Origin of the sequence: Qipengyuania citrea, from assembly GCF_009828015.1 — a bacterium.
In the GTDB taxonomy this organism is placed as follows: Bacteria; Pseudomonadota; Alphaproteobacteria; order Sphingomonadales; family Sphingomonadaceae; genus Qipengyuania; species Qipengyuania citrea.
This window is the reverse complement of sequence record NZ_WTYG01000003.1, coordinates 21,782-42,783: the sequence shown is the minus strand read 5'-3', so window position 1 is coordinate 42,783 and position 21,002 is coordinate 21,782. Positions and strand designations below refer to the sequence as shown.

At 63.3% G+C, this 21,002-nt stretch carries 15 protein-coding genes; 10 read left to right on the top strand and 5 right to left on the bottom strand.

The genetic code is table 11. The features are described from left to right. Positions 1–35: 35 nt before the first annotated feature. The 3 genes from GRI55_RS10215 to GRI55_RS10205 form a co-directional block, all read right to left on the bottom strand. Positions 36–923: an ROK family protein gene (locus GRI55_RS10215; protein ID WP_160767104.1), complete on the bottom strand. Its 888-nt coding sequence runs from the start codon at positions 921–923 to the stop codon at positions 36–38. Next, positions 920–2,035 (bottom strand): glycoside hydrolase family 68 protein, encoded by a 1,116-nt coding sequence (locus tag GRI55_RS10210; RefSeq protein ID WP_160767103.1) that lies wholly within the window; start codon positions 2,033–2,035, stop codon positions 920–922. Before GRI55_RS10210 ends, GRI55_RS10215 begins: the two co-directional genes overlap by 4 nt. A 79-nt stretch (positions 2,036–2,114) precedes the next feature. Beyond that, positions 2,115–4,592 carry a TonB-dependent receptor gene (locus tag GRI55_RS10205; protein WP_202392476.1) on the bottom strand — a complete coding sequence of 826 codons (2,478 nt, stop codon included), beginning with the start codon at positions 4,590–4,592 and terminating at the stop codon, positions 2,115–2,117. Between the two features lie 162 nt (positions 4,593–4,754). On the opposite strand from GRI55_RS10205, the gene GRI55_RS10200 reads away from it, so the two are divergent. From GRI55_RS10200 to GRI55_RS10170, 7 genes are all read left to right on the top strand, one after another. Beyond that, a complete protein-coding gene (locus GRI55_RS10200) occupies positions 4,755–6,089 on the top strand; it encodes an MFS transporter (protein ID WP_063506432.1) in 1,335 nt (444 codons plus the stop codon). 6 nt (positions 6,090–6,095) lie between these two features. Next, positions 6,096–7,142 carry a LacI family DNA-binding transcriptional regulator gene (locus tag GRI55_RS10195; RefSeq protein ID WP_160767101.1) on the top strand — a complete coding sequence of 349 codons (1,047 nt, stop codon included), beginning with the start codon at positions 6,096–6,098 and terminating at the stop codon, positions 7,140–7,142. 184 nt (positions 7,143–7,326) lie between these two features. Then, a complete protein-coding gene (locus GRI55_RS10190; protein ID WP_160767100.1) occupies positions 7,327–8,706 on the top strand; it encodes an NAD-dependent succinate-semialdehyde dehydrogenase in 1,380 nt (459 codons plus the stop codon). Positions 8,707–8,751: 45 nt separating this feature from the next. Continuing rightward, entirely contained in the window at positions 8,752–9,351 is a 600-nt protein-coding gene (locus GRI55_RS10185) for an SDR family oxidoreductase (RefSeq protein WP_160767303.1), read from the top strand. 256 nt (positions 9,352–9,607) lie between these two features. Next, the gene (locus GRI55_RS10180) at positions 9,608–11,683 is read left to right on the top strand and encodes a putative bifunctional diguanylate cyclase/phosphodiesterase (protein WP_307019216.1); all 2,076 of its coding nucleotides are present in this window, start codon (positions 9,608–9,610) and stop codon (positions 11,681–11,683) included. Positions 11,684–11,920: 237 nt separating this feature from the next. Next, positions 11,921–12,400 (top strand): cyclic pyranopterin monophosphate synthase MoaC, encoded by a 480-nt coding sequence (gene moaC / locus GRI55_RS10175; protein ID WP_160767098.1) that lies wholly within the window; start codon positions 11,921–11,923, stop codon positions 12,398–12,400. 8 nt (positions 12,401–12,408) lie between these two features. Next, entirely contained in the window at positions 12,409–13,587 is a 1,179-nt protein-coding gene (locus tag GRI55_RS10170) for a molybdopterin molybdotransferase MoeA (protein ID WP_160767097.1), read from the top strand. Positions 13,588–13,595: 8 nt separating this feature from the next. Here the strand turns inward: GRI55_RS10170 and GRI55_RS10165 are convergent, their stop codons facing one another. Both GRI55_RS10165 and GRI55_RS10160 read right to left on the bottom strand, forming a co-directional pair. Further along, positions 13,596–15,101: an acetyl-CoA acetyltransferase gene (locus GRI55_RS10165; protein ID WP_160767096.1), complete on the bottom strand. Its 1,506-nt coding sequence runs from the start codon at positions 15,099–15,101 to the stop codon at positions 13,596–13,598. Positions 15,102–15,355: 254 nt separating this feature from the next. Beyond that, entirely contained in the window at positions 15,356–16,258 is a 903-nt protein-coding gene (locus GRI55_RS10160; RefSeq protein WP_228135231.1) for a LysR family transcriptional regulator, read from the bottom strand. A 108-nt stretch (positions 16,259–16,366) separates the two neighbouring features. Here GRI55_RS10160 and GRI55_RS10155 point away from each other — a divergent pair, with 108 nt between their 5' ends. From GRI55_RS10155 to GRI55_RS10145, 3 genes are read left to right on the top strand one after another with little or no spacing between them, the layout of a single operon-like run. After that, complete coding sequence (locus GRI55_RS10155; RefSeq protein WP_160767095.1) at positions 16,367–18,862, top strand: TonB-dependent receptor; 2,496 nt, start codon at positions 16,367–16,369, stop codon at positions 18,860–18,862. Positions 18,863–18,876: 14 nt separating this feature from the next. Further along, positions 18,877–19,875 carry an MBL fold metallo-hydrolase gene (locus tag GRI55_RS10150; RefSeq protein ID WP_160767094.1) on the top strand — a complete coding sequence of 333 codons (999 nt, stop codon included), beginning with the start codon at positions 18,877–18,879 and terminating at the stop codon, positions 19,873–19,875. Between the two features lie 3 nt (positions 19,876–19,878). Then, entirely contained in the window at positions 19,879–20,994 is a 1,116-nt protein-coding gene (locus GRI55_RS10145) for an FAD-dependent oxidoreductase (protein WP_160767093.1), read from the top strand. Positions 20,995–21,002: the final 8 nt, after the last annotated feature.

The window sequence follows — 21,002 nt, the reverse complement described above, 5'->3', positions numbered from 1 at the left end:
CGTCGAGGCGCCCGCCGCCTGCGCGCGGTGGGCGCCTAGCTGTTTTCCGCCCGGGCCGCCTGCGCAAGCAGGATCGCCCCGGCAATTCCCGCATTGGGGCCGAGCGCGGGGGCCACGATCGCGTGGCGGGCCCCGCCGGGCAGGTAACCCCGATCGAGGCGCGCTGCCGCTTCACGCGTGCGCTCCAGCAGGCCGGGGGTGTGCATTACCCCGCCGCCCAGCACGACGATTTCGGCGGCGGTCATGGCGAAGATCGCGTGGCACAGCTGGCCGAGATAGGACGCAATGACCGCGTGCGCTTCGTGGTTGTCGGGCAGGTCGGACAGCGAGGCCCCCCAGCGCTGCAGGATCGCCGGCCCGCAGGCGAGCCCTTCGAGGCAATCGCCATGCGCAGGACAGATCCCTTCGAATTCGCCGTCCGCAGGATGCCGCCGCGGGAACAGGTGCCCCATTTCGGGATGCGCCGCGCCGTGCAGAGCCCGGCCATCGACAACCAGCCCGCCGCCGATCCCGGTGCCCACGGTGACATAGGCGAGCGAGGCCAGCTCGCGGCCGGCCCCGAAAGCGCTTTCCGCCAGAGCGGCGCCATTCACATCGGTGTCGAAGCCGACCGGAACATCGAATGCGCGCGCGAAATGGCCGGCAAGGTCGCAGCCCGACCAGCCCGGTTTGGGCGTGGTCCCGATATGGCCCCAGCTGCCATCAGCCCGATCGACCACCGCCGGGCCGAAACTGGCGATGCCGAGCGCGGCCAGCGGGCCCTGTTCGCGAAACCATGCTTCGGTCTGGCGCAGCGTGGCCTCGGGCGCGCGCGTGGGGAGGGCGTGGCGCGCGAGGATTTCGGTGGGCGAATGGCCGACTGCAAGGACGAACTTGGTCCCGCCCGCCTCGATCCCGCCGAACAGGGGCCGCGCGCCGGTCATGCGTCGATCGTCTGCAACAATTCGCAGCGGTCCTGCTTGATCGTCAACTGCAGCAGCGGCGCGGGGACGCCGCCGAAGCGGTCGGCCACCTGGGAATGGTCGCGCGGCAATTCGCGCCCGTCCATGCCCCAGAAATCGACGAAGCTCGACACGATCAGTTCGCGCGAGGCGAACCAGCTGTAGCTCTGCATCGGCTCGTCGCTGGGATTGGCCAGCACCAGGCCGCTGTGGTTCAGCGGGCGGTAGGGGCCGAACAGGCTGTCTGCGACCATGCCGTACATCCCGTTGGGGGCATGCCGCAGACCCGGGGCGAAGGTCGAACTTTGCGTCACCCAGAACAGATGATAGCGCCCGTCGTGGAACACCACATGCGCGCGCTCGAGCTCGTTGTTGACGCCATCGGCATGGACCAGCGGCGGCAACAGGTTCCACTGCGTCCCATCCTTGCGGGCAATGCCCACTGCGCCGTTGAATTCGCTCTGCGCATTGGCGAGCGAGGCGGTGAAGACCAGATACTCGCGGCCATCGGCGGGGTCGCGGAAATAGGCGGGGTCGCGGAACGCCTTGATCTTCCCGGCCTCGCCTTCGTGCGCGTCGGCAGGCTGGTAGTCATCGGTGATCACCGGCACCGACGGGGCGGGAACCGACCAGTCGACCGGCAGCCCGTCCTCGCGCATCCGCGCATGCGTTTCATAGAGCGCCTGCTGGTAACCGCCGGGCTTCTCGGCAGTGCCTGCGGCGGTGAAGTACAGGCTCACGGTCGTGCCATCGGTAACGGCCGAACCCGCCCATTCGCGTTCGTAAGGCACTGCGCGATCGGGCAGCACGTCGCCGAGATCGGTCCAGCCATCCGGCTTGCGTTCAAGCAGGCGGATCTTGGCCTCGAAATGGCGCAGGCTGGGATCGCCCCGATCGGGTGCAGTCAGCGCCATCCATAATTCCCGGCCGCGGCAATCGGCGATCCACCCGTCGCGGTCCTGGATCGGCCACATGTCCCAATAGACGCGGTTGCGGTCGAGGTCGCTCCGGCGCGGCCGGGTGATTTCGGAAATGCGGTTCTCAGGACGCGGGTCGATCCTGCTGGCGTCTTCGCGTGTCCATACGCTTGTCATCTCAGCGTCCACAGATGGGAGGAAAGGGTGGGCCGACCGGGGGTAGGGGACCCGGCCGGCCCGGTGTCCTGACACTGGGTCAGAAGTCGATACGGGCGGAAGCGAGAATGCTGCGTCCGGCAATCGAACGGGCGCGGACCAGGCCATTGCCCGGGATCGCACCTTCTTCGGCTTCGGTGTAACCGTAGACGTCGAACAGATTGCTGGCATTGAGCGACAGCTCGAGCCGGTCCATCGGACGCACGGCGATGAAGGCATTGACCTGCGTATAGCCGGGCAGCTTCAGCTGGTTGTTGTCCTGCGTGTAGCTGTCCGTGGTGCCGATCGCGTTGAGGCCGACGGTGAAGACATCGTTCTCGTACTGCGCGGTCCCCTGGAAGACGAGATCGGCCTGGCGACGCGGCGTGTTGCCGATCACCGCGGCGTTGAGCGATTCCTTGATCTCCGCATCGGTCCAGGTGGCACCGGCCGACAGCGAGAAGGGACCCACCGAATAGCTGCCCTCGAGTTCGAGGCCGAAGGCTTCGTAAGTGTTGTCGGTCAGCCGCAGCGGGGCGATTTCGACATTGGTTTCGGCGGTCTCGGCATAGAAGGCGGTCGCGTAGAGATCGACATTGCCGCCCTGGTATTTCAGCCCGCCTTCGAGCTGGTCGACCGAGGCAATCACGCCGTTGTCGTCGTCGCCCGGCAGGCTGCCGTCCACCGCGCTGATCGCGGGGGAGAACAGGCTGCGGTCTGCCGTATGGCGGCCACCCTGGCTGTAGCGGGCGAACAGCGACAGGTCGTAGGTCAGCAGGTAGCTGGCGCCGACCGAGAAGGAGAAATAGTCGTAATCGTAATCGACCGGGCGGGCGTTGCCGACCGGGAGCACGCCGGTCTGCGCTTCGGCGGGGCTGATAACCCCGTCATTGTCGAAGTCGAATGCGGTCACGCCAGCACCGAAACCGGTATCCGAGCCGGTGATCGTGCCCTTGGCGCTGCCGAAATCGTAGCGGATGCTGGCGTCGAAGGTCACACGATCGAAATCGAAGGCCAGCGAGGCGAAGGGCGCATAGGTGTCGTAGCGCACATCGTAATTGCGGCGGCAGCAATTGCCGAAGAAGCTGGCGCTGTAACCGGCCACGCCCGCATCGGTGACGACGTTGCCGCCGGCATCGACGATATCGACGAGGACCGAATTGCCGTCACCTTCGACCGTCTGGACATAGGACGTCCACAGCCAGTCGGTGTCGATGTCCTGGCGGCTGCCATAGAAGCCCGCGGTGAAGGTCGCGCTGCCGCTGCCGACATCGAAATCCTTGGCGACCCGCAGATCGTTTACCAGGTAGTCGAGATCGTTCAGGCGGACGTTGAACAATACGACATTGGTCAGCAGGCCGTTGCCGCCCAGGGTCGCCGGGTTGGCGACTGCCTGGCCCGCATTGGGGCCGCTGGCCAGAACGATGCTCGAACCGGCGCCGCCGATCCCGTCGGCAATCGCCTGCGCATCGCCCACGCTGGCGGGAAAGGGCGAAACGAAGCTGCCGCTGTTGTCGGCGTAGCGGAAGCGGTTGGTCAGCGTCCAGCCGGGGGCGAACTCGACTTCCGCCTCGACGCCGAATGCGGCGCTCTTGACCGACAGGCCGTCGTGGATGTCGTAAGTCGTCGGGTTGTTGTCGCCATCGAGCGTCCGCGCCGCCGAGATGTACCGGCTGTAGAGCGACGCGGTGCGCGGGTCGAAATTGGCGATCGCGGTATAATCCGGATCGCTGTCGGTCCCGGTCACGGCCACCGGCTGCGGCAGGATCGTCGGCGTGCTGTCGTCGAGGTACTTGCCGTGTACGCGGATGTAGCCGCCGTCGAATTCGGTGATGAGGTTGGCCTTGATCTGGCCGCCTTCCTTGCCGTTGAAACCGGTGTCGCGAACGCCTTCGCCGGTGCGGTAGAAACCGCCGACATGGAAATAGCTGGTTGCGTCGAGCGCGCCGCCGTAATCGAAGTCGAGCCGGTAGGTTTCGTGATCGATGCCGATCGTGCCGGCAACCGCGCCGCCTTCTTCGAGCCCGGTCTTCGAGATGAAGTTGATCACCCCGCCGGGCGAGTTCGAGGCAAAGGTCGAGGCCGAGCCGCCGCGGACCGCCTCGACACGGCCGACATTGCGATCGGCGCGCACGAAATTGTCGGCATTGCCGAACACGATATCGCCGAATTCGAGGACCGGGAGCCCGTCTTCCTGCAGCTGGATATAGCGCGCGCCGCCGGTCGAGACCGGAATGCCGCGAACCGCGATATTGGCATTGCCTTCGCCGCCCGAGGCTTCCGAACGGATGCCGGGGATCTGGCGGATGAGATCGGCGGAAGAGCTGGGGTTGAGATCGGCGATCGATTCCGCGTCGAGCGCGCTGACCGAGACCGAGCTTTCCAGACGGTTCTGGCCCTGTGCGACCGCGGTGACGATGATGACATTGTCACCGAGGACGGGGTCGCCATCGGCAGCGGGTGCGCCTTCCTGAGCGAATGCGGGGGCGGATATCGCCGACAGCGCGACCCCGGCAGCAAGCACGTTGCGAAGTTTCATCATTGCTCTCCCAGATGGAATTCTTTCGATTCGCCCCTTAGACATACCGTTGGTGCAAACGTTTGCAATACAAAAATGCAAACGTTTGCAATCAGGCGTTGTTTGTGACACCAACTTGCTCGACGTCGCTGCTACAGGTGGGGCTGGGAGAGAGTACCGGATATGCAAGTCACAGGAAAACCGCGGCTTTCGCTGCTACGAATCATCGAGATGAACGTCGGCTTCTTCGGCTTGCAGTTCAGTTTCGGTCTGCAGCAGGCGAACATGGGGCCGATCTACGGCTTCCTCGGTGCGGACGAGGCGACGATGCCGCTGCTGTGGCTCGCCGGACCGATGACCGGCCTGCTGGTGCAACCGATCATCGGGGCAATGAGCGACCGCACCCAATCGCGCTGGGGCCGGCGCACGCCCTATTTCCTGATCGGCGCAATCATCTGTTCGATAAGCCTGTTCCTGATGCCCTATTCCAGCGCGCTGTGGATGGCCGCCAGCCTGCTGTGGATCCTCGACGCCGGCAACAACATCACGATGGAACCCTACCGCGCCTATGTCGCCGACCGGCTGGTGCCCGATCAGCGCGCCACCGGCTTCCTGACCCAGAGCGCGTTTACCGGCCTGGCGCAGACCCTGTCCTATCTTGCGCCGACGCTGCTGACCGCTTTCGTTGCCAAGGACGTGCTCGATGCGAATGGCATTCCCGTCATTGTGAAGATTGCCTTCATCATCGGCGCGATCCTCTCGATAAGCACTATTGTCTGGTCAGTCTGGCGGGTACCCGAATTGCCGATGACGGCGCAGGAAAAGGCGGACCTTGTCGGCAAGCCCATGACCGTCAAGGCGACGCTTGGTGAAATCGGCAGCGCGATCAAGGACATGCCCAGGGCGATGCGGCAGCTGTCGGTGGCGATGCTGTGCCAGTGGTATGCGATGTTCGCCTATTGGCAGTACATCACTTTCGCGGTCGGCCGTTCGATTTACGATACCTCCGATCCCTCCAGCGCGGCGTTCAGGGACGCGACGCTGACGACGCAGCAGGCCGGGGCGCTCTACAATTTCATCGCCTTCCTCGGCGCGCTCCTGCTGATCCCGATCGTGCGCAAACTGGGCGCGCGGCTGGTGCATGCCATCTGCCTGACCGCGTCGGGCGCGGCGATGCTGCTCATCCCCGGGGTCGAGACACCCGCCGCGCTGTTCGTGCTGATGCTGGGTATCGGCATCGGCTGGGCAGGCATGATGGGCAACACCTACGTCATGCTGGCCGATGTCATCCCCCCCGAACGCAACGGCATTTACATGGGTATTTTCAACATGTTCATCGTGATTCCGATGCTTATCCAGACGCTGACCATGCCGCTGTTCTACGAACCGCTGCTCGGCAGCGATCCGCGCAATGTGCTGCTGCTTGGCGGAGTGCTGATGCTGGTCGGTGCGGTCGCGACAATGTTCGTTGACGCGGGCCGCCCGGTGCCCAAAAGCCTGCGGCCGGAGGCGAACTAGAACCCGATGTCCGAACCCACGCACGAAACCGCGCAGGAGCTCGCGCCGCCGCCCGAGCGCGCGCGCACGATCACCGATCTCGCCAGGATTGCCGGTGTATCGCCCGGTACGGTGTCGCGCGCGCTTGCGGGCAAGAGCCTGGTCAACGCCAAGACCCGCGAGCGGATCGAGGCGCTGGCGCGCGAACATGGCTTTCGCCTCAACCAGATGGCGAGCCGGTTGCGACGGCAGAAGACCGGCGTCATCGGCGTCGCCATCCCGCTCGGACACGACCGCCGGCAGCATATTTCGGACGCGTTCTTCATGACGCTGCTCGGCTATCTGGCGGACGAGCTTACCGAACGCGGCTATGACCTCATGCTGCGCCGGGTCATCCCCGATCGCGACGGGGACTGGCTCGATCGCTTCGTCGGGTCGGGCATGGTCGATGGGGTTATCGTGATCGGCCAGTCGGACCAGTTCGAGCGGATAGAAGCTGCCGCGGCGCGCTTCCTGCCCATGGTGGTGTGGGGCAACCATCAGGAAGGCCAGCGCCATTGCGTAGTCGGGACCGACAATTTTGCCGGTGGGCGACTGGCCGCCGAACGCCTGATCGCCGCGGGGGCCAGCACGATCGGCTTTCTGGGATCAACCGACCCGATCGAATTTGCTGCCCGTTACGCGGGGGCGAAGTCTGTTGCCGATGACAAGGGCGTCCCGATCCGTGCGCTGCCGACCCATCTCAGTCCTGAACACGCCGCCGACGAGATTGCAGCGCATCTGGCGAGCGATATGGCGGGTATCGATGGAATCTTCGCCGCCTCGGACATGCTCGCGATTGCCTGTATGACCGAATTGCAGAAGCGCGGGATCGATGTGCCCGGGGGGATGAAGCTCGTCGGGTTCGACGATCTGCCCATTGCCTCGCAGACCCGGCCGGCGCTGACCACCATCCGGCAGGATATCGCTGCTGGCGCCGCGCGCCTCGCCGACCTCCTGCTGCGGCGGATGGGGGGCGAGAACACCGCGAGCGTGGTGCTTCCGCCCGAGCTTGTCGGCCGGCAGACCGCCTGACCGTACGCCGCGCCTACGGACATCGTCCTGCTTCCCACACGCTCTGGCGCGCTGAGCGGCATTCCTCGTGTCACACAGGAACGGCGGGACGGGGGTCCCGTTAGTCTGGTGAACATGCAATCAGCAGCGCCAGCAGTCCGGATCCGCCGGGCGGGTTGGCGCTATGCAAGCGAGAAGGCCCCCCATGTCCCAGATACAGACCCGCAACCCGGCCACCGGCGAAGTGCTCGAAACCTACGAGGTGATGGGCGAACAGGAGGTGTTCGCCAAGATCGACAGCGCGCATGAAGCGTTCCTCGACTGGCGAAGCAAGTCGCATGAAGAGCGCGCACCCTATCTCCGCAAGATTGCCGGAGTGCTGCGCGACAATTCGGAGCGTTTCTCTGAACTGATGACGCGCGAAATGGGCAAACTGCTGCGCGACGGGAAGACTGAAGTCGAGCTTTGCGCGCGCTTGTTCGAATATGCTGCCGACAAGGGGCCGGAAGAGCTGGCCGACCAGGAACGGACGCATAGCGGCGGCAAGAAGCGCGGTATCGTGACCTTCTCGCCGATCGGCGTGATCTACAGCGTGCAGCCGTGGAATTTCCCGCTCTACCAGCCGGTCCGTGTGCTTGCCGCCAATCTGATCGCGGGCAATTCGGTAATCCTCAAGCATGCCTCGATCTGCACCGGCAGTGGGCTGCTGCTGCGGGATCTTTGCGAGGAAGCCGGCCTGCCCAAGGGCTTGTTCGATGTCATCATCGTCGGTCATGACCTGTCGGACAAGGTGATCGAACACAAGCTCATCCGCGCGGTGACCATGACCGGCAGCGACGGCGCCGGCAGCCATATCGGCGAACTGGCATCGAAGAACCTCAAGAAAACGGTGCTCGAGCTCGGCTCGAACGACGCCTATCTCGTGCTCGAAGACGCCGATATCGAAACCGCGGTCAAGACCTGCGTCATGGGCCGACTGTACAACAATGGCGAAACCTGCGTCTCGGCCAAGCGCTTCATCGTGACCGACGCGGTCTATGACGAATTCGTTTCCGCCTTCGTCGAACGGATGAAGGGCGTGACCATGGGCGATCCGACCAAGGACGACACGCAGCTCGGGCCGCTTTCCAGCAAGGAACAGTTCGACACGATCGTCGAGCAGGTTTCCAAAAGCATCGACCAGGGCGCCACGCTGCTTTGCGGCGGAGATCCCGCAGACGATGCCGGTTGCTATTACCCCGCCACCGTACTCGCCGACTGCAAGCCCGGCATGCCCGCTTATGACGATGAACTTTTCGGCCCGGTCGCATCGGTCATCCGCGCCAAGGACGACGAAAATGCGATGCGGATTGCCAATGACAGCCGTTACGGCCTCGGCGGAGGCATCTTTACCAAGGACGAAGACAAGGCGGTCCGCCTGGCCCGCGACCATTTCGACACCGGCATGGTCCGGATCAACTCGTTCGGCGCGGCCGACCCGAACATGCCTTTCGGCGGCGTGAAGGATTCCGGTTACGGCCGCGAACACGGCGGCTTCGGCATGAAGGAATTCGTCAATGCGAAGGCGATCTTCCTGCCTTCCTGAGCAGTAAATCGCCCGCACGCCCAAAAAGAAATTCGGAGAATTATGATGCAAGTACTTGTAGCCGGTGCAACCGGTAACACCGGCCAGCGCCTCGTCCGCGAACTGCACGAGCGTGGGCTCAACCCCGTCGCAATGGTCCGCGAAAGCTCGGACACCTCGGGCCTGCCCGAAGGTGTCGCCCAGCGCCAGGCGGATCTCACCGACCTGTCCGACGACGTCACCGAAGGCTGCGACGTCGTCGTGTTTGCCGCCGGTTCGGGCGGCGACACTTCGGCCGAAATGACCGACAAGGTCGACCGCGACGGGGCGAAGAAGCTGATCGACCTGTCGGTGGCGAACGGCGTGCGCCGGTTCGTCATGCTCAGCAGCATCGGCGCGGGCGACCCTGATCCCGACCACGAGCTTGGCCATTATTTGCAGGCGAAGCACGAAGCGGACGAACACCTCAAGGCGACCGATCTCGAATATGCGATCCTGCGGCCGGTCGCGTTGACCGATGAACGCGGGACCGGCGAGGTCCGCCTGGGCGAGAATGTCGACCCCAAGGGCGAGGCTGCCCGGGGGGATGTCGCCAAATTGCTTGCTGATGCGGCGGAATCGCCGGAATGGGTCGGCAAGGTGCTCCATATGGAAAGCGTCGACTGATCGCGGTAACGCTGCGCCATCGCTACAACTGATAAGAGAGGGGCCATGCCGCGTGATCGGCGGGGCCCCTTTTCCTATTCGCCGAGCGGACAAAAGGGCGAAGGCGAGGGTTAATCGTAGAGCGAGTTCGACACTCGGAAAGGCTCGGGAAACGAGGGATGATATCAAAGGTTGCGAAGCACAGTAGTTTCCCTGACTATCACTTAACCATCATTTGGGCTGTGCATGGCACTGCGACCGAATGATCGAGGATCGGGTGAAATTGTTGCAGCACATCGACAGGTTGATCGGATTCGAATCCGACGACGAGATTGCTGACAGGTTCAGCCGCGAACGCGTCAAGTCGGTCCGCGAAACAATTCACTATTACTACCTTACCATACTTGCTCCTTACGCCGGGCTGGCTTGGGTAACATGGGATCACCTCGTCACCCGGATCGTGGCGTGCATTCTGACGCTGGCCGTCGCGTTTCGTTTCCGGCACTGGATGCTTCCGGTACCCGAAGGGAAAACCGAGGACGTCAATCGCAACGCCGCCCGGCTGACCGGTTTTATGGTGGTGCTGTTGTCCTGCACACAGGCCGCGTTCTACCTTACGCTTGCCTTCGATCTCGACGGCATGGCCGGCGGCACGCCGAGCTGGTTGCCCATCCTTGCGCTGGGTTTGCTAGCCGCACTGACGCAGGGTGCCGCACTCACCGGGATCATTTTCGCCTCAAGGGTGATTTTCTTCTGCTTCGTCATGCCGGTCGTCGCCGCGGTTCTCTATCTTTTCGCTGCATCCAATATCCCGGCTTCGGTCGCGACGGTCGTCCTTACGGCCGTCAATTTCTATATTGCCGAAACCAGTCATCGGACGCAGTTGCGGCTGTTCCAGGCCCAATACGATGCGGACGCGGCGTTGCTGCGAATGGAGCGCACCAATACCGAGCTGGCCGATGCGCGGCGCAACGCGCAATATCAGGCGGAAACCGACAATCTTACCGGATTGCGTAGCCGGCTGGCCTTCATCCACGACATCGAGGCGAAGCTCGACGGTGGGCAGTGCGGCCTGCTGGCGGTGATCGATCTCGACCGGTTCAAACCGATCAACGATCTGTACGGCCACCATGCGGGCGACATAGTCTTGCGTCAGGTCGCGCTTCGACTTCAGCGCGTTCTGCCCCAGGGAACGGTCGTGGGCCGTCTGGGCGGCGACGAATTTGGCGTATTCATCGCGGGATCTTCCTGCCTCGCCGAACTGGGGGAATTGGTCGATGTGTGTGACAAGGCGCTAAGGCAGTTGTGCAAACCAATGCGTCTGGCGAATGCGCAGGTCAGCATCGGGGCGTGCGCTGGCGCTCGCTTGCTTGGCGAGGACGCCCCGGATGTCGACCAGGCGCTGCGCGATGCCGATGCAGCGCTTTATTTTGCCAAACGCAACGATATGATCGAGACGAAGCTGTTCGACGCAGAGATACGCGACAAGAACAAGCGTCTCCACGCGATCGAGACCGCGCTGCTCGAGGAGGGCGCGCTGGATCAGCTTTCGCTGGCCTACCAGCCGATCTTCAACCTGCGGACCGGACAGCTCTCGTCGTTCGAAGCGCTGGCGCGCTGGGAGCACCCGGTGCTCGGCAATATATCTCCGGGGCAGTTCATCCCGATCGCGGAGCGGATCGGCTGCATCCGGCCGATCACTCTCGCATTGCTTTCGCGCGCAGTGGACTTCGCTGCCGAATGGCCGGCATCGTGCCGTCTGTCGTTCAATCTAAGCGCAGCGCATATTTGCGGCGGCGATGCGGCGAGCGAAATCGTCGCCCTGATCAAGCAGAAGAATTACCCGGCCGAGCGTCTGCAACTGGAAATCACCGAGACCGCGATGCTGGTCGATTTCGCTACCGCCAGGCGCAATGTCGACATGCTGCGCGAGGCCGGATGCCGGGTGGCGCTGGACGATTTCGGCGCCGGTTTCGCCTCGCTGGTTTATCTGCGCGAGATTCGCTTCGACAAGGTCAAGATCGACGGGTCGCTGATCAAGCGGGCGCGCCATCCTCAGGGGCGTGACATGCTCCGCGGGGTGGTGAAGATGATTGCCGCGATGAAGCTCGAAAGCGTCGCCGAATTCATCGCTACTTCGGGCGATCGGGAAACCGCGCGCGAGCTTGGTGCCGAGTTCGGGCAGGGCTATCACCTCGGTTATCCGCTCGACGAAGAGGGCACGCGGGACCTGCTGGCACAGTACCACTGGCCGCACAGCACGAAGGTGCGCAGCCTCGCAAACTGGGAACTCGACCGGCAGGAAGCGCTGGCACCGTCCGCGCGGCCGCTTCCGCTGACGCGCGAGAAATAGCACCGCCGAACGGGCGGCGTCGGGCTCGGGACATCTCGCTCGCACGTGCCATCACATCATCCATCTCCGGAGCCAGCCCGCCAGAGTGGCTCATCACCTTCCCAAAGGTAAAGCTTGCTTGAGATATAGGTCCTATGGTCCGTATTGCGATGATTGTCCGCAGCGAGATGGGTTGTCGCCGGATACGCTCACGCGATAGAGCGGCGGTTCTCTTCTTCACCCGACAAGGATCCGCATTTGCCCAAGCTATCGCATCTCGATCAGGACGGTCGTGCACGAATGGTCGATGTGGGGGACAAGCCGGTCACCGCGCGGCGCGCGCGGGCGCAGGGTCGCTTGTCGTGTTCTGCCGAAACGCTGGCGTTGGTAGAGGAAGGCAAGGCCCCCAAGGGCAGCGTGATCGCAACGGCTGAGTTGGCCGGGGTAATGGCTGCCAAGCGCACCGCGGATCTGATCCCGCTGTGCCATCCCTTGCCGCTCAGCAAGATCGACGTCGCGATCGCCATGGACCTGAGCCTGCCCGGATTTATCGTTGAAGCCGTAGTCCGTACCGAGGGGCGAACCGGGGTCGAAATGGAGGCGCTGACTGCAGTATCGGTCGCCTGCCTTACACTGTTCGATATGCTCAAGGCAGCCGACAAGGGCATGACCATCGGCGAAATCCGCGTGACCGAGAAGGAGGGCGGCGCTTCGGGCGCCTGGCAGCTCCCGCGATGAGAGCTGCCATGAAGACATTCGGTGAAGCGTCGGCGCTGATCGCGTCCCATGTCGCGCCGCTGGAAATCGAAACCGTCCCTCTGAGCGCAGGCGCCGGGCGCGTGCTGGCTGCAGATATTCGCGCGGCGATTCCGTCTCCGCGGCACAGCGTTTCAGCGATGGATGGCTATGCGGTGCGCCAAAGCGATATCGCTGGGGGTGAACCCGTCCAGGTCGCGGGCGAAGCGCGGCCCGGCGCCCCTTTCGCCAGCGTCCTGCCGGCGGGAGAGGCGGTTCGCATCTTCACGGGCGCACCGCTTCCCGACGGTGCCGATTCCGTGATCATGCAGGAGTATGCGCAGCGCGATGCGGACACGGTATGGTTCGCCGCGGGGTTCGGCCCTGCGAAACACGTGCGGCAGCGTGGCAGCGATTTTGAGGAAGGCGCAGTCCTGCTGCGCAGGGGCACCCGCCTTGATGCGAAGACGCTGGTGGCGGCAGCGGCCGCCGATGTCGCCGAGATCACCGTGCATCGTCAGCCAGCGATTGCGATCATCGCCACCGGGGATGAATTGGCCGAGCCGGGATCCGCGCAATTGGCACCCTACGCGATTCCGGATTCGACCTCGCTGGCAATCGCGTCGCTGGCGCAAGATGCCGGTGCCTGCGTAACTTCGCGGTGCCGCGGACAGGACGATTTGCCCGCGCTCGAGCGACAGGCGGGCGAATTGCTGGAGAGTGCCGATATCGTGATTGTCATCGGCGGAGCATCGGTCGGCGATCGTGATTTCGCCAAACCCATGTTCGCCCCGCATGGGCTCGAACTGGTCTTCGACAGGCTGGCGATCAAGCCGGGCAAGCCGGTGTGGCTCGGGCGGGCTGGCGCACGGCTCGTTCTCGGACTCCCGGGCAATCCCAGTTCGGCCATGGTGACAGCGCGGCTGTTCCTCGTTCCGATTCTCGAGCGCTTGCAGGGCGGGGAGGGGTATCATGCCTGGCGCGACATGCCGCTGGCCACACCGCTGCCTGCGACGGGTGACCGCGAGACCTTCGCCAGGGCGCATTGGGGCCAGGCAGGCCTCGAAGTACTGGGCAACCAGGACAGCGGAGTGCAGGGCGGCCTGGCCCGCGCCGACTGGCTGATCCGCTGCCCATCCAGCCAGGCCGGCTTGGAAGCAGGCAATACGGTATCCGCTCTGCTGTTCTGAACGGGTGGCTAGCCGCGCACCCACATTGACAGGTCGCCGTCGCCGCGGGTCACATTGCCGGCACTGCCTACCGGTTCATGCATGCCGTCCGTCAGGAACGCGATCATGGCGGCATCTTCTCCTGCCACGCCGGCAAGGGTGCGGCTGCCCGAAGGGGTGAGTGCCACGATCACACCCGATTTGGGCGAACCGTCGCGGCCATAATGGACCGTATAGCTCTCGATCGTCGCCGGCCCCTCGTAGGTCCGGTCGAGCGGGGGGACAGCGCCGCGGCGCGCGTCGGCTTCGGCCTGATAGTCGAAGTCGTGCGGGAAGGCAGCGCCGGTGGGCGTCCCCGCAAGCAGGATAGTATGATTGTGCGTTGCATAGCCGCCATTGGCGAACAGCAGGCCCTTATCCCCGGTCCCGCGCAGCTTCTGCACCATGGCGACGACCGCATGGCTCATGTAATTGCCGATCGGGCCGCCTCCGAAGGTCAATCCGCCAAACACCGTGGCCGGCCTATCGAGGGGCCAATCAAGCACCCGGCGCGCCATTTTCGGGACACAGGGAAAGCAGCTGTACAGTTCGACATGGGCCAGATCTTCGGTGCCGACCGCGTTCAACTGCATCGCGCGTTCGATCGATGTCGCGAGGCTGGGTGAAGCATCGTAGCGGTCCCGGTCGAGGAAATTGTCGCTTTCATGCGCCGCTGCGCCATAGCCGATGAAGACCAGCGCCTCGTCCGGGATCCCGCGCCGCCGTGCTTCCGCGAGCGAAGTTACGAGAAAGCCCGCGCCCTGATTGACCGAGGAATTGGCCACCTGCAGCTTGGTATAGGGAAAGGCGATCGGGCGGTTGCGATCGGATGGCGTGATGACGTCCTCCGCGCTCACCGGCTTGGTAATCCACGCACCCTCGCCAGCAGCCGCGACTTCACTCATGCCCGCCCAGATGGTCCCGCTTTCGGCCTGCCCCTGTGCGAGCGTCTGGCCATAGGCCGCGCGGCCGGTGTTCTCGTACAGCGGATAGACATCGGTCGGGACCGTAAGCCCATAGCTTTGTGCATAGCCCTTGCGCACGCGGTGCGATGCGTCGCGCAGCGCATTGGGTTTCTCGCTGCCATCGCGTGCCTTGAGTGCAGCCAGCTGACCCGCAGTCCGCAGCGCCTCGCCCCCGGCAACCGCGCAAATCCGGGATTCTCCCCGACCGATGCGATTGGCAGCCTCGTTGAGTAGCAGGATCGGGCTGTCGCCGTTGGGCATGGCCGTCTGCATGCAATGCGACGGATCGATGCCGAGCGCCTCGGCTACCTTGCCATCCACTGGATTGAGTTGCGGCCACGCTAGCTGCGCGACAACCGCCAGCGAATCGCAGTCCTCGAGTACGCCGTCGCCCGCATCGGCATCCGCGCGCCGCAGCGCTTCGGCCATCAACCCGACGGGGTCCAGGCCGTCACCCGGCTGTTCGGGCCGATCGTTGATCTGGCCAACACCGATAATAACGGCAATGGTCTCTGGATCCTGCTCGGTCACGCTCGCTCTCCTCTCACCGCCATGCCTAGCAAGCAGGTTGCATGCTGCAACCGAAACTTGAGAAGTTGGCCTCTTACAATGGGGAGAGGCCGCGACCTTGCGCACGCAGACGCGCGCACAGCGATCGAGCATGCAAACCTTTTTCGCGTGGAATCGTCGTTGGTTTCTAGCGCGATCCCGTGCGGCCTAGCGTATGAGGCAGATCGAAACCCGAACAGGAAAGTCGTGGAGCGGGGCACTGGCCGATATCGTTTTCAACTGTCCTTCGCGAATTGCAGGATCTTCTGGCGTAGCCAGGTCAATCCCGCATCGCGCGTACGCGATACGTGGTGCTGCATCATTTCGCGCATGGGCGACAGGTCGTAGGGGAGGTCGACGATCGCGAGGTCGAAGACGGGCTGGGTTACGCGCGCGAGGCGTTCGTGCATGACGGCCAGGCGGTTCGTCCCGCGCAGCAGCCAGGGCACCTGGATGAAGGATTGCGCGGCCACGTCGATCCGCCGGTCGGGGGCGAGCTTGCGCAGGATCGCCTCAATATAGGTGTCCTGGTTCGATATGCGCACGACCACATGGCCGCATTCGTTGAACTGTTCGATCGACAGGGGGCCTTGCAGGAACGGATTGTCCCTGGCGCCGACGACGACATGGCGTTCTTCGAACAACAGTTCGCGCGGATGATCGGTTTCGAGGAACTCGTTGGGTGTCATCAACAGGTCGATTTCGCCTGCTTCGAGCCGCCGGGCACTCTGCGCACTGGGCAGTGACAGGTTCAGGCGGATTTCGGGCGCTTCGATCTGCAGATGTTCGATCAGCGGCACAAGCAAGACCGTGGTGATGTAATCCGATGCGTTGATCTGGAAACGCCGCTTCGATGTCGCCGGATCGAAACCGGTGCCCGTGGCGATGAGCGTTTTGAGCCGCATCAAGGTCGTGCTGACCTCGGGCGCCAGCGTCAGCGCATGCTGTGTGGGGATCATCTTCTTGCCATGAAGGATCAGGAGTTCATCCTGAAAACTCTCCCGCAGTCGCTTGAGTGCGGCGCTCATCGCGGATTGCGTCACATTGAGGCGCTTGGCCGCACGCGTCACGCTACGCTCCTCGAGCAGAACCTCGAACGCGACGAGCAGATTGAGATCGAAATTGTCCAGCCGCATCATGCATCGATATCATCGATAGCAATTCAGAAAAACAAAAAATTGGACTGATGATAAGGTGAGGCGCAGTCTGCCGGGTAATAACAAAAGATGAAATTTGGGAGATTGAGGATGCGGAAGGTTTATCTGCTGGGAAGCGCTGTCGGTGCCATAGCCGCGGTTGCGGTCGCCAGTCCTGCCATGGCGCAGGACATGGCCACGCAAACGGAAGCTGAACGTGAAGCCGAACTGTCGGAAACGGAAGGCGTCCCGGGCGGCCTGAATACGATCATCGTGACTGCGCAGCGGCGCGCGGAAAGCTTGCAGGACGCAGCGATCCCGATCGACGCGCTTTCGTCTGAAAAGCTTACGCGCGCGGGAATTGAAAGCGCGAACGATCTGGGGCGCATTTCCCCTTCGCTCGGCGTCAACCCGGGCGGCGGACCGCTGACCAGCCTCTTCATTCGCGGTGTCGGCGCACTGACCGTCAATCCGCTGCAGGATTCGGGCGTCGCGCAGAACTACGACGGCGTATACCTGGGCCGCGCCAGCTCGGCCGCCGGCCAGAACTTCTACGACATGGAGCGTGTGGAGGTCCTGAAAGGTCCCCAAGGGACGCTGTACGGCCGGAACGCGACGGGCGGCGTGCTCAACTACATCCCCATGAAACCGCAAGTCGGCGAGTTCAGCGGTTACCTACAGGCCGAGTACGGCAACTTCGACAAGATCGGTGTCCAGGGGGCGGTCAACGTACCATTGACCGACGGGATGGCGGTTAGGCTTGCTGCCAGCCATCAGTCGCGAGACGGTTACAACGACGATGGGACTTCCGACTTGGAAGCGACCTCTGTGCGCGCGCAGATGTTGATGGAGCCGACCGACCGTCTGAGCCTGAGATTTGGATTCGATTACACGTCGGTCGGGGGCAAGGGCTCTACCGGCTCGCTGCTGGGCTTTTTCAGCAACACGCCGGGGCAGCAGACCGAATTCACGCCCACGGGGATCGACATCGACAGCGGCGCATGCAGCGCCGCTTCCAATGCGTTCCGGGTGCAGACCTTCCAGGGTCCCTCCTTCGCATTGCTGCCGCCGATCAGCTGCGACGACCTCTTCCAGGACCTGTCCTACGGCGGGCTGCAAACCGAACTCACCTATGAGCTCGATGCCGGAACGATCACGATCATCCCTGCTTGGCGGGAATATTCGCAGGACTACACTTTCGTAGGCCCGGGTTTCGCGCCTGCGCCTACGCAGGAAAGTGGGGAACAGTTCTCGATCGAGGCACGGTTCGCATCCGATTTCGACGGGCCTGTGAACGGCGTCTTCGGCCTCTACTATTTCGAGGAAGAGGTCGATTTTGCGGCGAACTTCTACCAGGTTGCGGTTGCACCGATCCAGAACTGGACCAACGGCGGGGATTCCTGGGCCGCATTCGCCCAAGTCACGTTCGACGTTACGGACCAGTTCCGGATTAACGTCGGTGGCCGCTACACCGAGGACAACAAGTTCGTCAGAGGCGACGATTTCGCCTTCCTGACGATCTGTCCGCTCGAAGTTCCGCCGTTCCCCGGAGCCCCGTTCACGATCCCGGACTTTGCCGGATGCGCTGCACAGAACTATCCGGCCGTCCTGCCGCCGACCACGGATCCGCAGGTCTACATCGACAGCCTGATCGCCGGTGGCTTCATTCCGCCTGGCTCGACGATCAACGATGGCTTCTATCCGCTCATCAACGGCTCGGCGGGCTTTATCGTCGACGGCGGCGCGGGCCAGGGCCTGACGAGCGAGGACAGCTGGAAAGAGCCGACCTACCGTGTCGGCGTCGAGTACGATCTGACGCCCGACAGCCTGCTCTATGCGACTTATGAGCGCGGTTACCGTGCGGGCGGGGTCGAGCTCGCGGCGGTCGGTGCCGGTGGCGGACTGAGCTTCGATCCCGAATTTATCGATGCTTTCACCATCGGTTCGAAGAACAGATTTCTGGGCGACACGCTCCAGGTCAATATCGAAGGTTTCTACTGGGAGTATAAGGGCCAGCAGATCACCTATTTCTCGACGATCGACGATGCGCCCAACTTCGGTACGGCCAATGGCGATTCGACGATCAAGGGTATCGATCTGGACGTGCTCTGGGCTGCGACGCCGACCACGACACTGGGGGTGAAGTTCCAGTATCTGGATGCGAAGCTGGACCAGCTGACACTGGTCTCCGATCCCGGCACTGGCCGTTTCGGGTGCGAAAATGTTGGCGTGGTTTCTGGCCTGCAGACATTCGAATGTGCCGGCACCGAGCTTCTCTATTCTCCCGAAATCGCGCTTGATCTGGCGCTTGAGCAGGTTTTCGTCCTGGGCAACTTCGATCTGACGTTCTTTGCCGATGCATCCTATCGCAGCGAGCAACAGACCGACCTGTCCTTCACGCCGCAGACCGTTTCGGATGAATACATCACCGCGAACTTCCAGCTCACGCTTGAGCCGGCGGACGCTCTTTGGTCGATCTCTGCCTTCGTCAACAACGCGTTCGACGAGCGGTATTTGGTCAATACCAACGTAGGCAGCTCCGGAGCATTCTACGGCGAACATAACCCGCCGCGGACGTACGGTGTGCGGGCGAAAATCGACTTCTGATCGGAGAGGGAAGAATGTTTAAATTCGCAACTGCATTGGCAGGCGCCCTGACGCTTGCCGGCGCACCTCTCCATGCTCAGGAGGTCGATGCCGCACCTGACGCAACCGCAGTGGCGGTCGATGCTGGTCGCTGGGTGACGCTGGGGACGGTTGCCGGTCCGGTAGCCAGTCCCACGCGTTCGCAGCCGGCCAACCTGCTGATCGCGGGTGGCCAGAACATTCTGGTCGACGTCGGTGACGGGACGGCAGGGCAGCTTGCCAAGCTTGGCCTCCGCACGGCACAGGTGGACGCGGTATTTATCAGCCACCTGCACTGGGACCATACCGGGGGGCTCGCAGCGCTCCTCGGTCTGCGCGCCCAGACGAATTCGCCCCCGCGCCTTCGCATCTACGGGCCCCCGGGGACGAAGGAAATGGTCGCCGGCTTGCTTGCTTCCATGGTCCCCGGTGCGACGGCGGGATATGGTGTTCCCGGGGCACCCAAAACCGACCTGAACGAACTCGCTGAAGTTTTCGAACTGCGCGACAAGGCCGGCGTCGAACTTGCAGGCATGACCGTGACGGTGCGAAACAATTCGCACTACAGTTTCGCAGCGGACAGTGATTTGGCCGACCGGTTCGAGTCCCTGTCTTTCCGCTTCGATCTGCCAGGGCGATCCATCGTCTACACGGGCGATACAGGGCCAAGCGGAGAGGTCGAGGAACTGGCTGCCGGAGCAGACCTGCTCGTAGTTGAAATGATGGATGTCGATGATACCATCGCCGAGATCCGCCGCGACAATCCGAATATGCCCGAGGTTGTAGCCAGAGGGATCGAGCAGCACCTTCGCAATCATCATCTGTTGCCCAGCGATGTTGGCCAGATGGCGGCAAGCGCCGGCGTCGGAGCGCTCGTCGTGACCCATTTTGCTGGCCGCGAACGCGGTGATCCGAAGCACTTCGAATATCTGCGCGACATTGCCGAGCAGTATGACGGCCCCGTGGTCATTGCCAACGATATGGATGTGTACTGAGCCATGCGAAACGCAAATGTACTTGTAATCGGAGGGGGGGTCGGCGGACTGACGACCGCGATCGCCCTGCGCCGCGCCGGACACACCGTGACGGTGATCGAGAAGGATCCCGACTGGTCCGTCTACGGCGTGGGTATCATCCAGCAGTCCAACGTCATCCGGGCGATGGCGGAACTCGAACTTCTCGACGATTACCTTGCTGCCGGGGTCCCCTTCGACAACATTGCCATCCACACCCCCGACGGAACCAAGGTGGCGGAAATCCCCGCTCCGCGCCTGACCGAAAACTACCCCGCGAATGTCGGGATCGGCCGGCCGGCGTTGCACAAGGTGCTGGGCGACCGCACGATCGCCTCGGGCGCGAACGTTCGCCTCGGCGTTACTGCACAATCGCTCGATGATCGCGGCGATGCCGTCCATGTCGTTTTCTCGGATGGCGAGAGCGGTGACTTCGATCTCGTCGTCGGCGCGGACGGCGTCTATTCCGATACGCGGCAGAAGATCTTGCCCGACGCCGAGCAGCCCGAATTTACCGGGCAATCGGTCTGGCGTTACAATTTCAAGCGCCCTGCCGACCTCAACGCTCTGCACGTCTACAACGGCCCGACCGGGATCGGTCTCGTGCCCATCAGTGAAGAGCTGATGTACATGTACGTGACGACGCCCGAACCGGACAATCCGCACTATCCGAGGGAAGGGTGTGCCGAGGCGATGCGCAAGAAGCTCGCCAAGGCGCCGCCCCAGATCCAGGAACTGGCGCAAGAGATCACCGACGACCACGGTGTCGTCTACCGCCCGCTCGAGCAGATGATGCTCTATGGCGACTGGCACCGTGGCCGAGTGGTCCTGCTGGGCGATGCCGTTCACGCGACCACCCCTCATCTGGGGCAGGGCGCCGGCATGGCGATCGAGGACAGCCTTGTCCTGGCCGACGAGATCACCAGGCACGACACGCCGCAGGAGGCCTTCAAGGCCTATCGCGATCGCCGCTTCGATCGCTGCAAATACATCGTCGAGAAGTCGCTGGCCATTTGCCACGGCCAGCTCGGCAAGGGCCCCCCAGTCGATAACGCTGCTGCCACGCACGAGATGTTCGGCATCGTTTCGCAGCCGATTTGATCAAGATT

Bases quoted from the DNA above. Each gene is read 5' to 3' on its own strand.
- GRI55_RS10215 (WP_160767104.1), bottom strand. From the start codon at position 923: ATGACCGGCGCGCGGCCCCTGTTCGGCGGGATCGAGGCGGGCGGGACC.
- GRI55_RS10210 (WP_160767103.1), bottom strand. From the start codon at position 2,035: ATGACAAGCGTATGGACACGCGAAGACGCCAGCAGGATCGACCCGCGT.
- GRI55_RS10205 (WP_202392476.1), bottom strand. From the start codon at position 4,592: ATGAAACTTCGCAACGTGCTTGCTGCCGGGGTCGCGCTGTCGGCGATA.
- GRI55_RS10200 (WP_063506432.1), top strand. From the start codon at position 4,755: ATGCAAGTCACAGGAAAACCGCGGCTTTCGCTGCTACGAATCATCGAG.
- GRI55_RS10195 (WP_160767101.1), top strand. From the start codon at position 6,096: ATGTCCGAACCCACGCACGAAACCGCGCAGGAGCTCGCGCCGCCGCCC.
- GRI55_RS10190 (WP_160767100.1), top strand. From the start codon at position 7,327: ATGTCCCAGATACAGACCCGCAACCCGGCCACCGGCGAAGTGCTCGAA.
- GRI55_RS10185 (WP_160767303.1), top strand. From the start codon at position 8,752: ATGCAAGTACTTGTAGCCGGTGCAACCGGTAACACCGGCCAGCGCCTC.
- GRI55_RS10170 (WP_160767097.1), top strand. From the start codon at position 12,409: ATGAAGACATTCGGTGAAGCGTCGGCGCTGATCGCGTCCCATGTCGCG.
- GRI55_RS10160 (WP_228135231.1), bottom strand. From the start codon at position 16,258: ATGATGCGGCTGGACAATTTCGATCTCAATCTGCTCGTCGCGTTCGAG.
- GRI55_RS10155 (WP_160767095.1), top strand. From the start codon at position 16,367: ATGCGGAAGGTTTATCTGCTGGGAAGCGCTGTCGGTGCCATAGCCGCG.
- GRI55_RS10150 (WP_160767094.1), top strand. From the start codon at position 18,877: ATGTTTAAATTCGCAACTGCATTGGCAGGCGCCCTGACGCTTGCCGGC.
- GRI55_RS10145 (WP_160767093.1), top strand. From the start codon at position 19,879: ATGCGAAACGCAAATGTACTTGTAATCGGAGGGGGGGTCGGCGGACTG.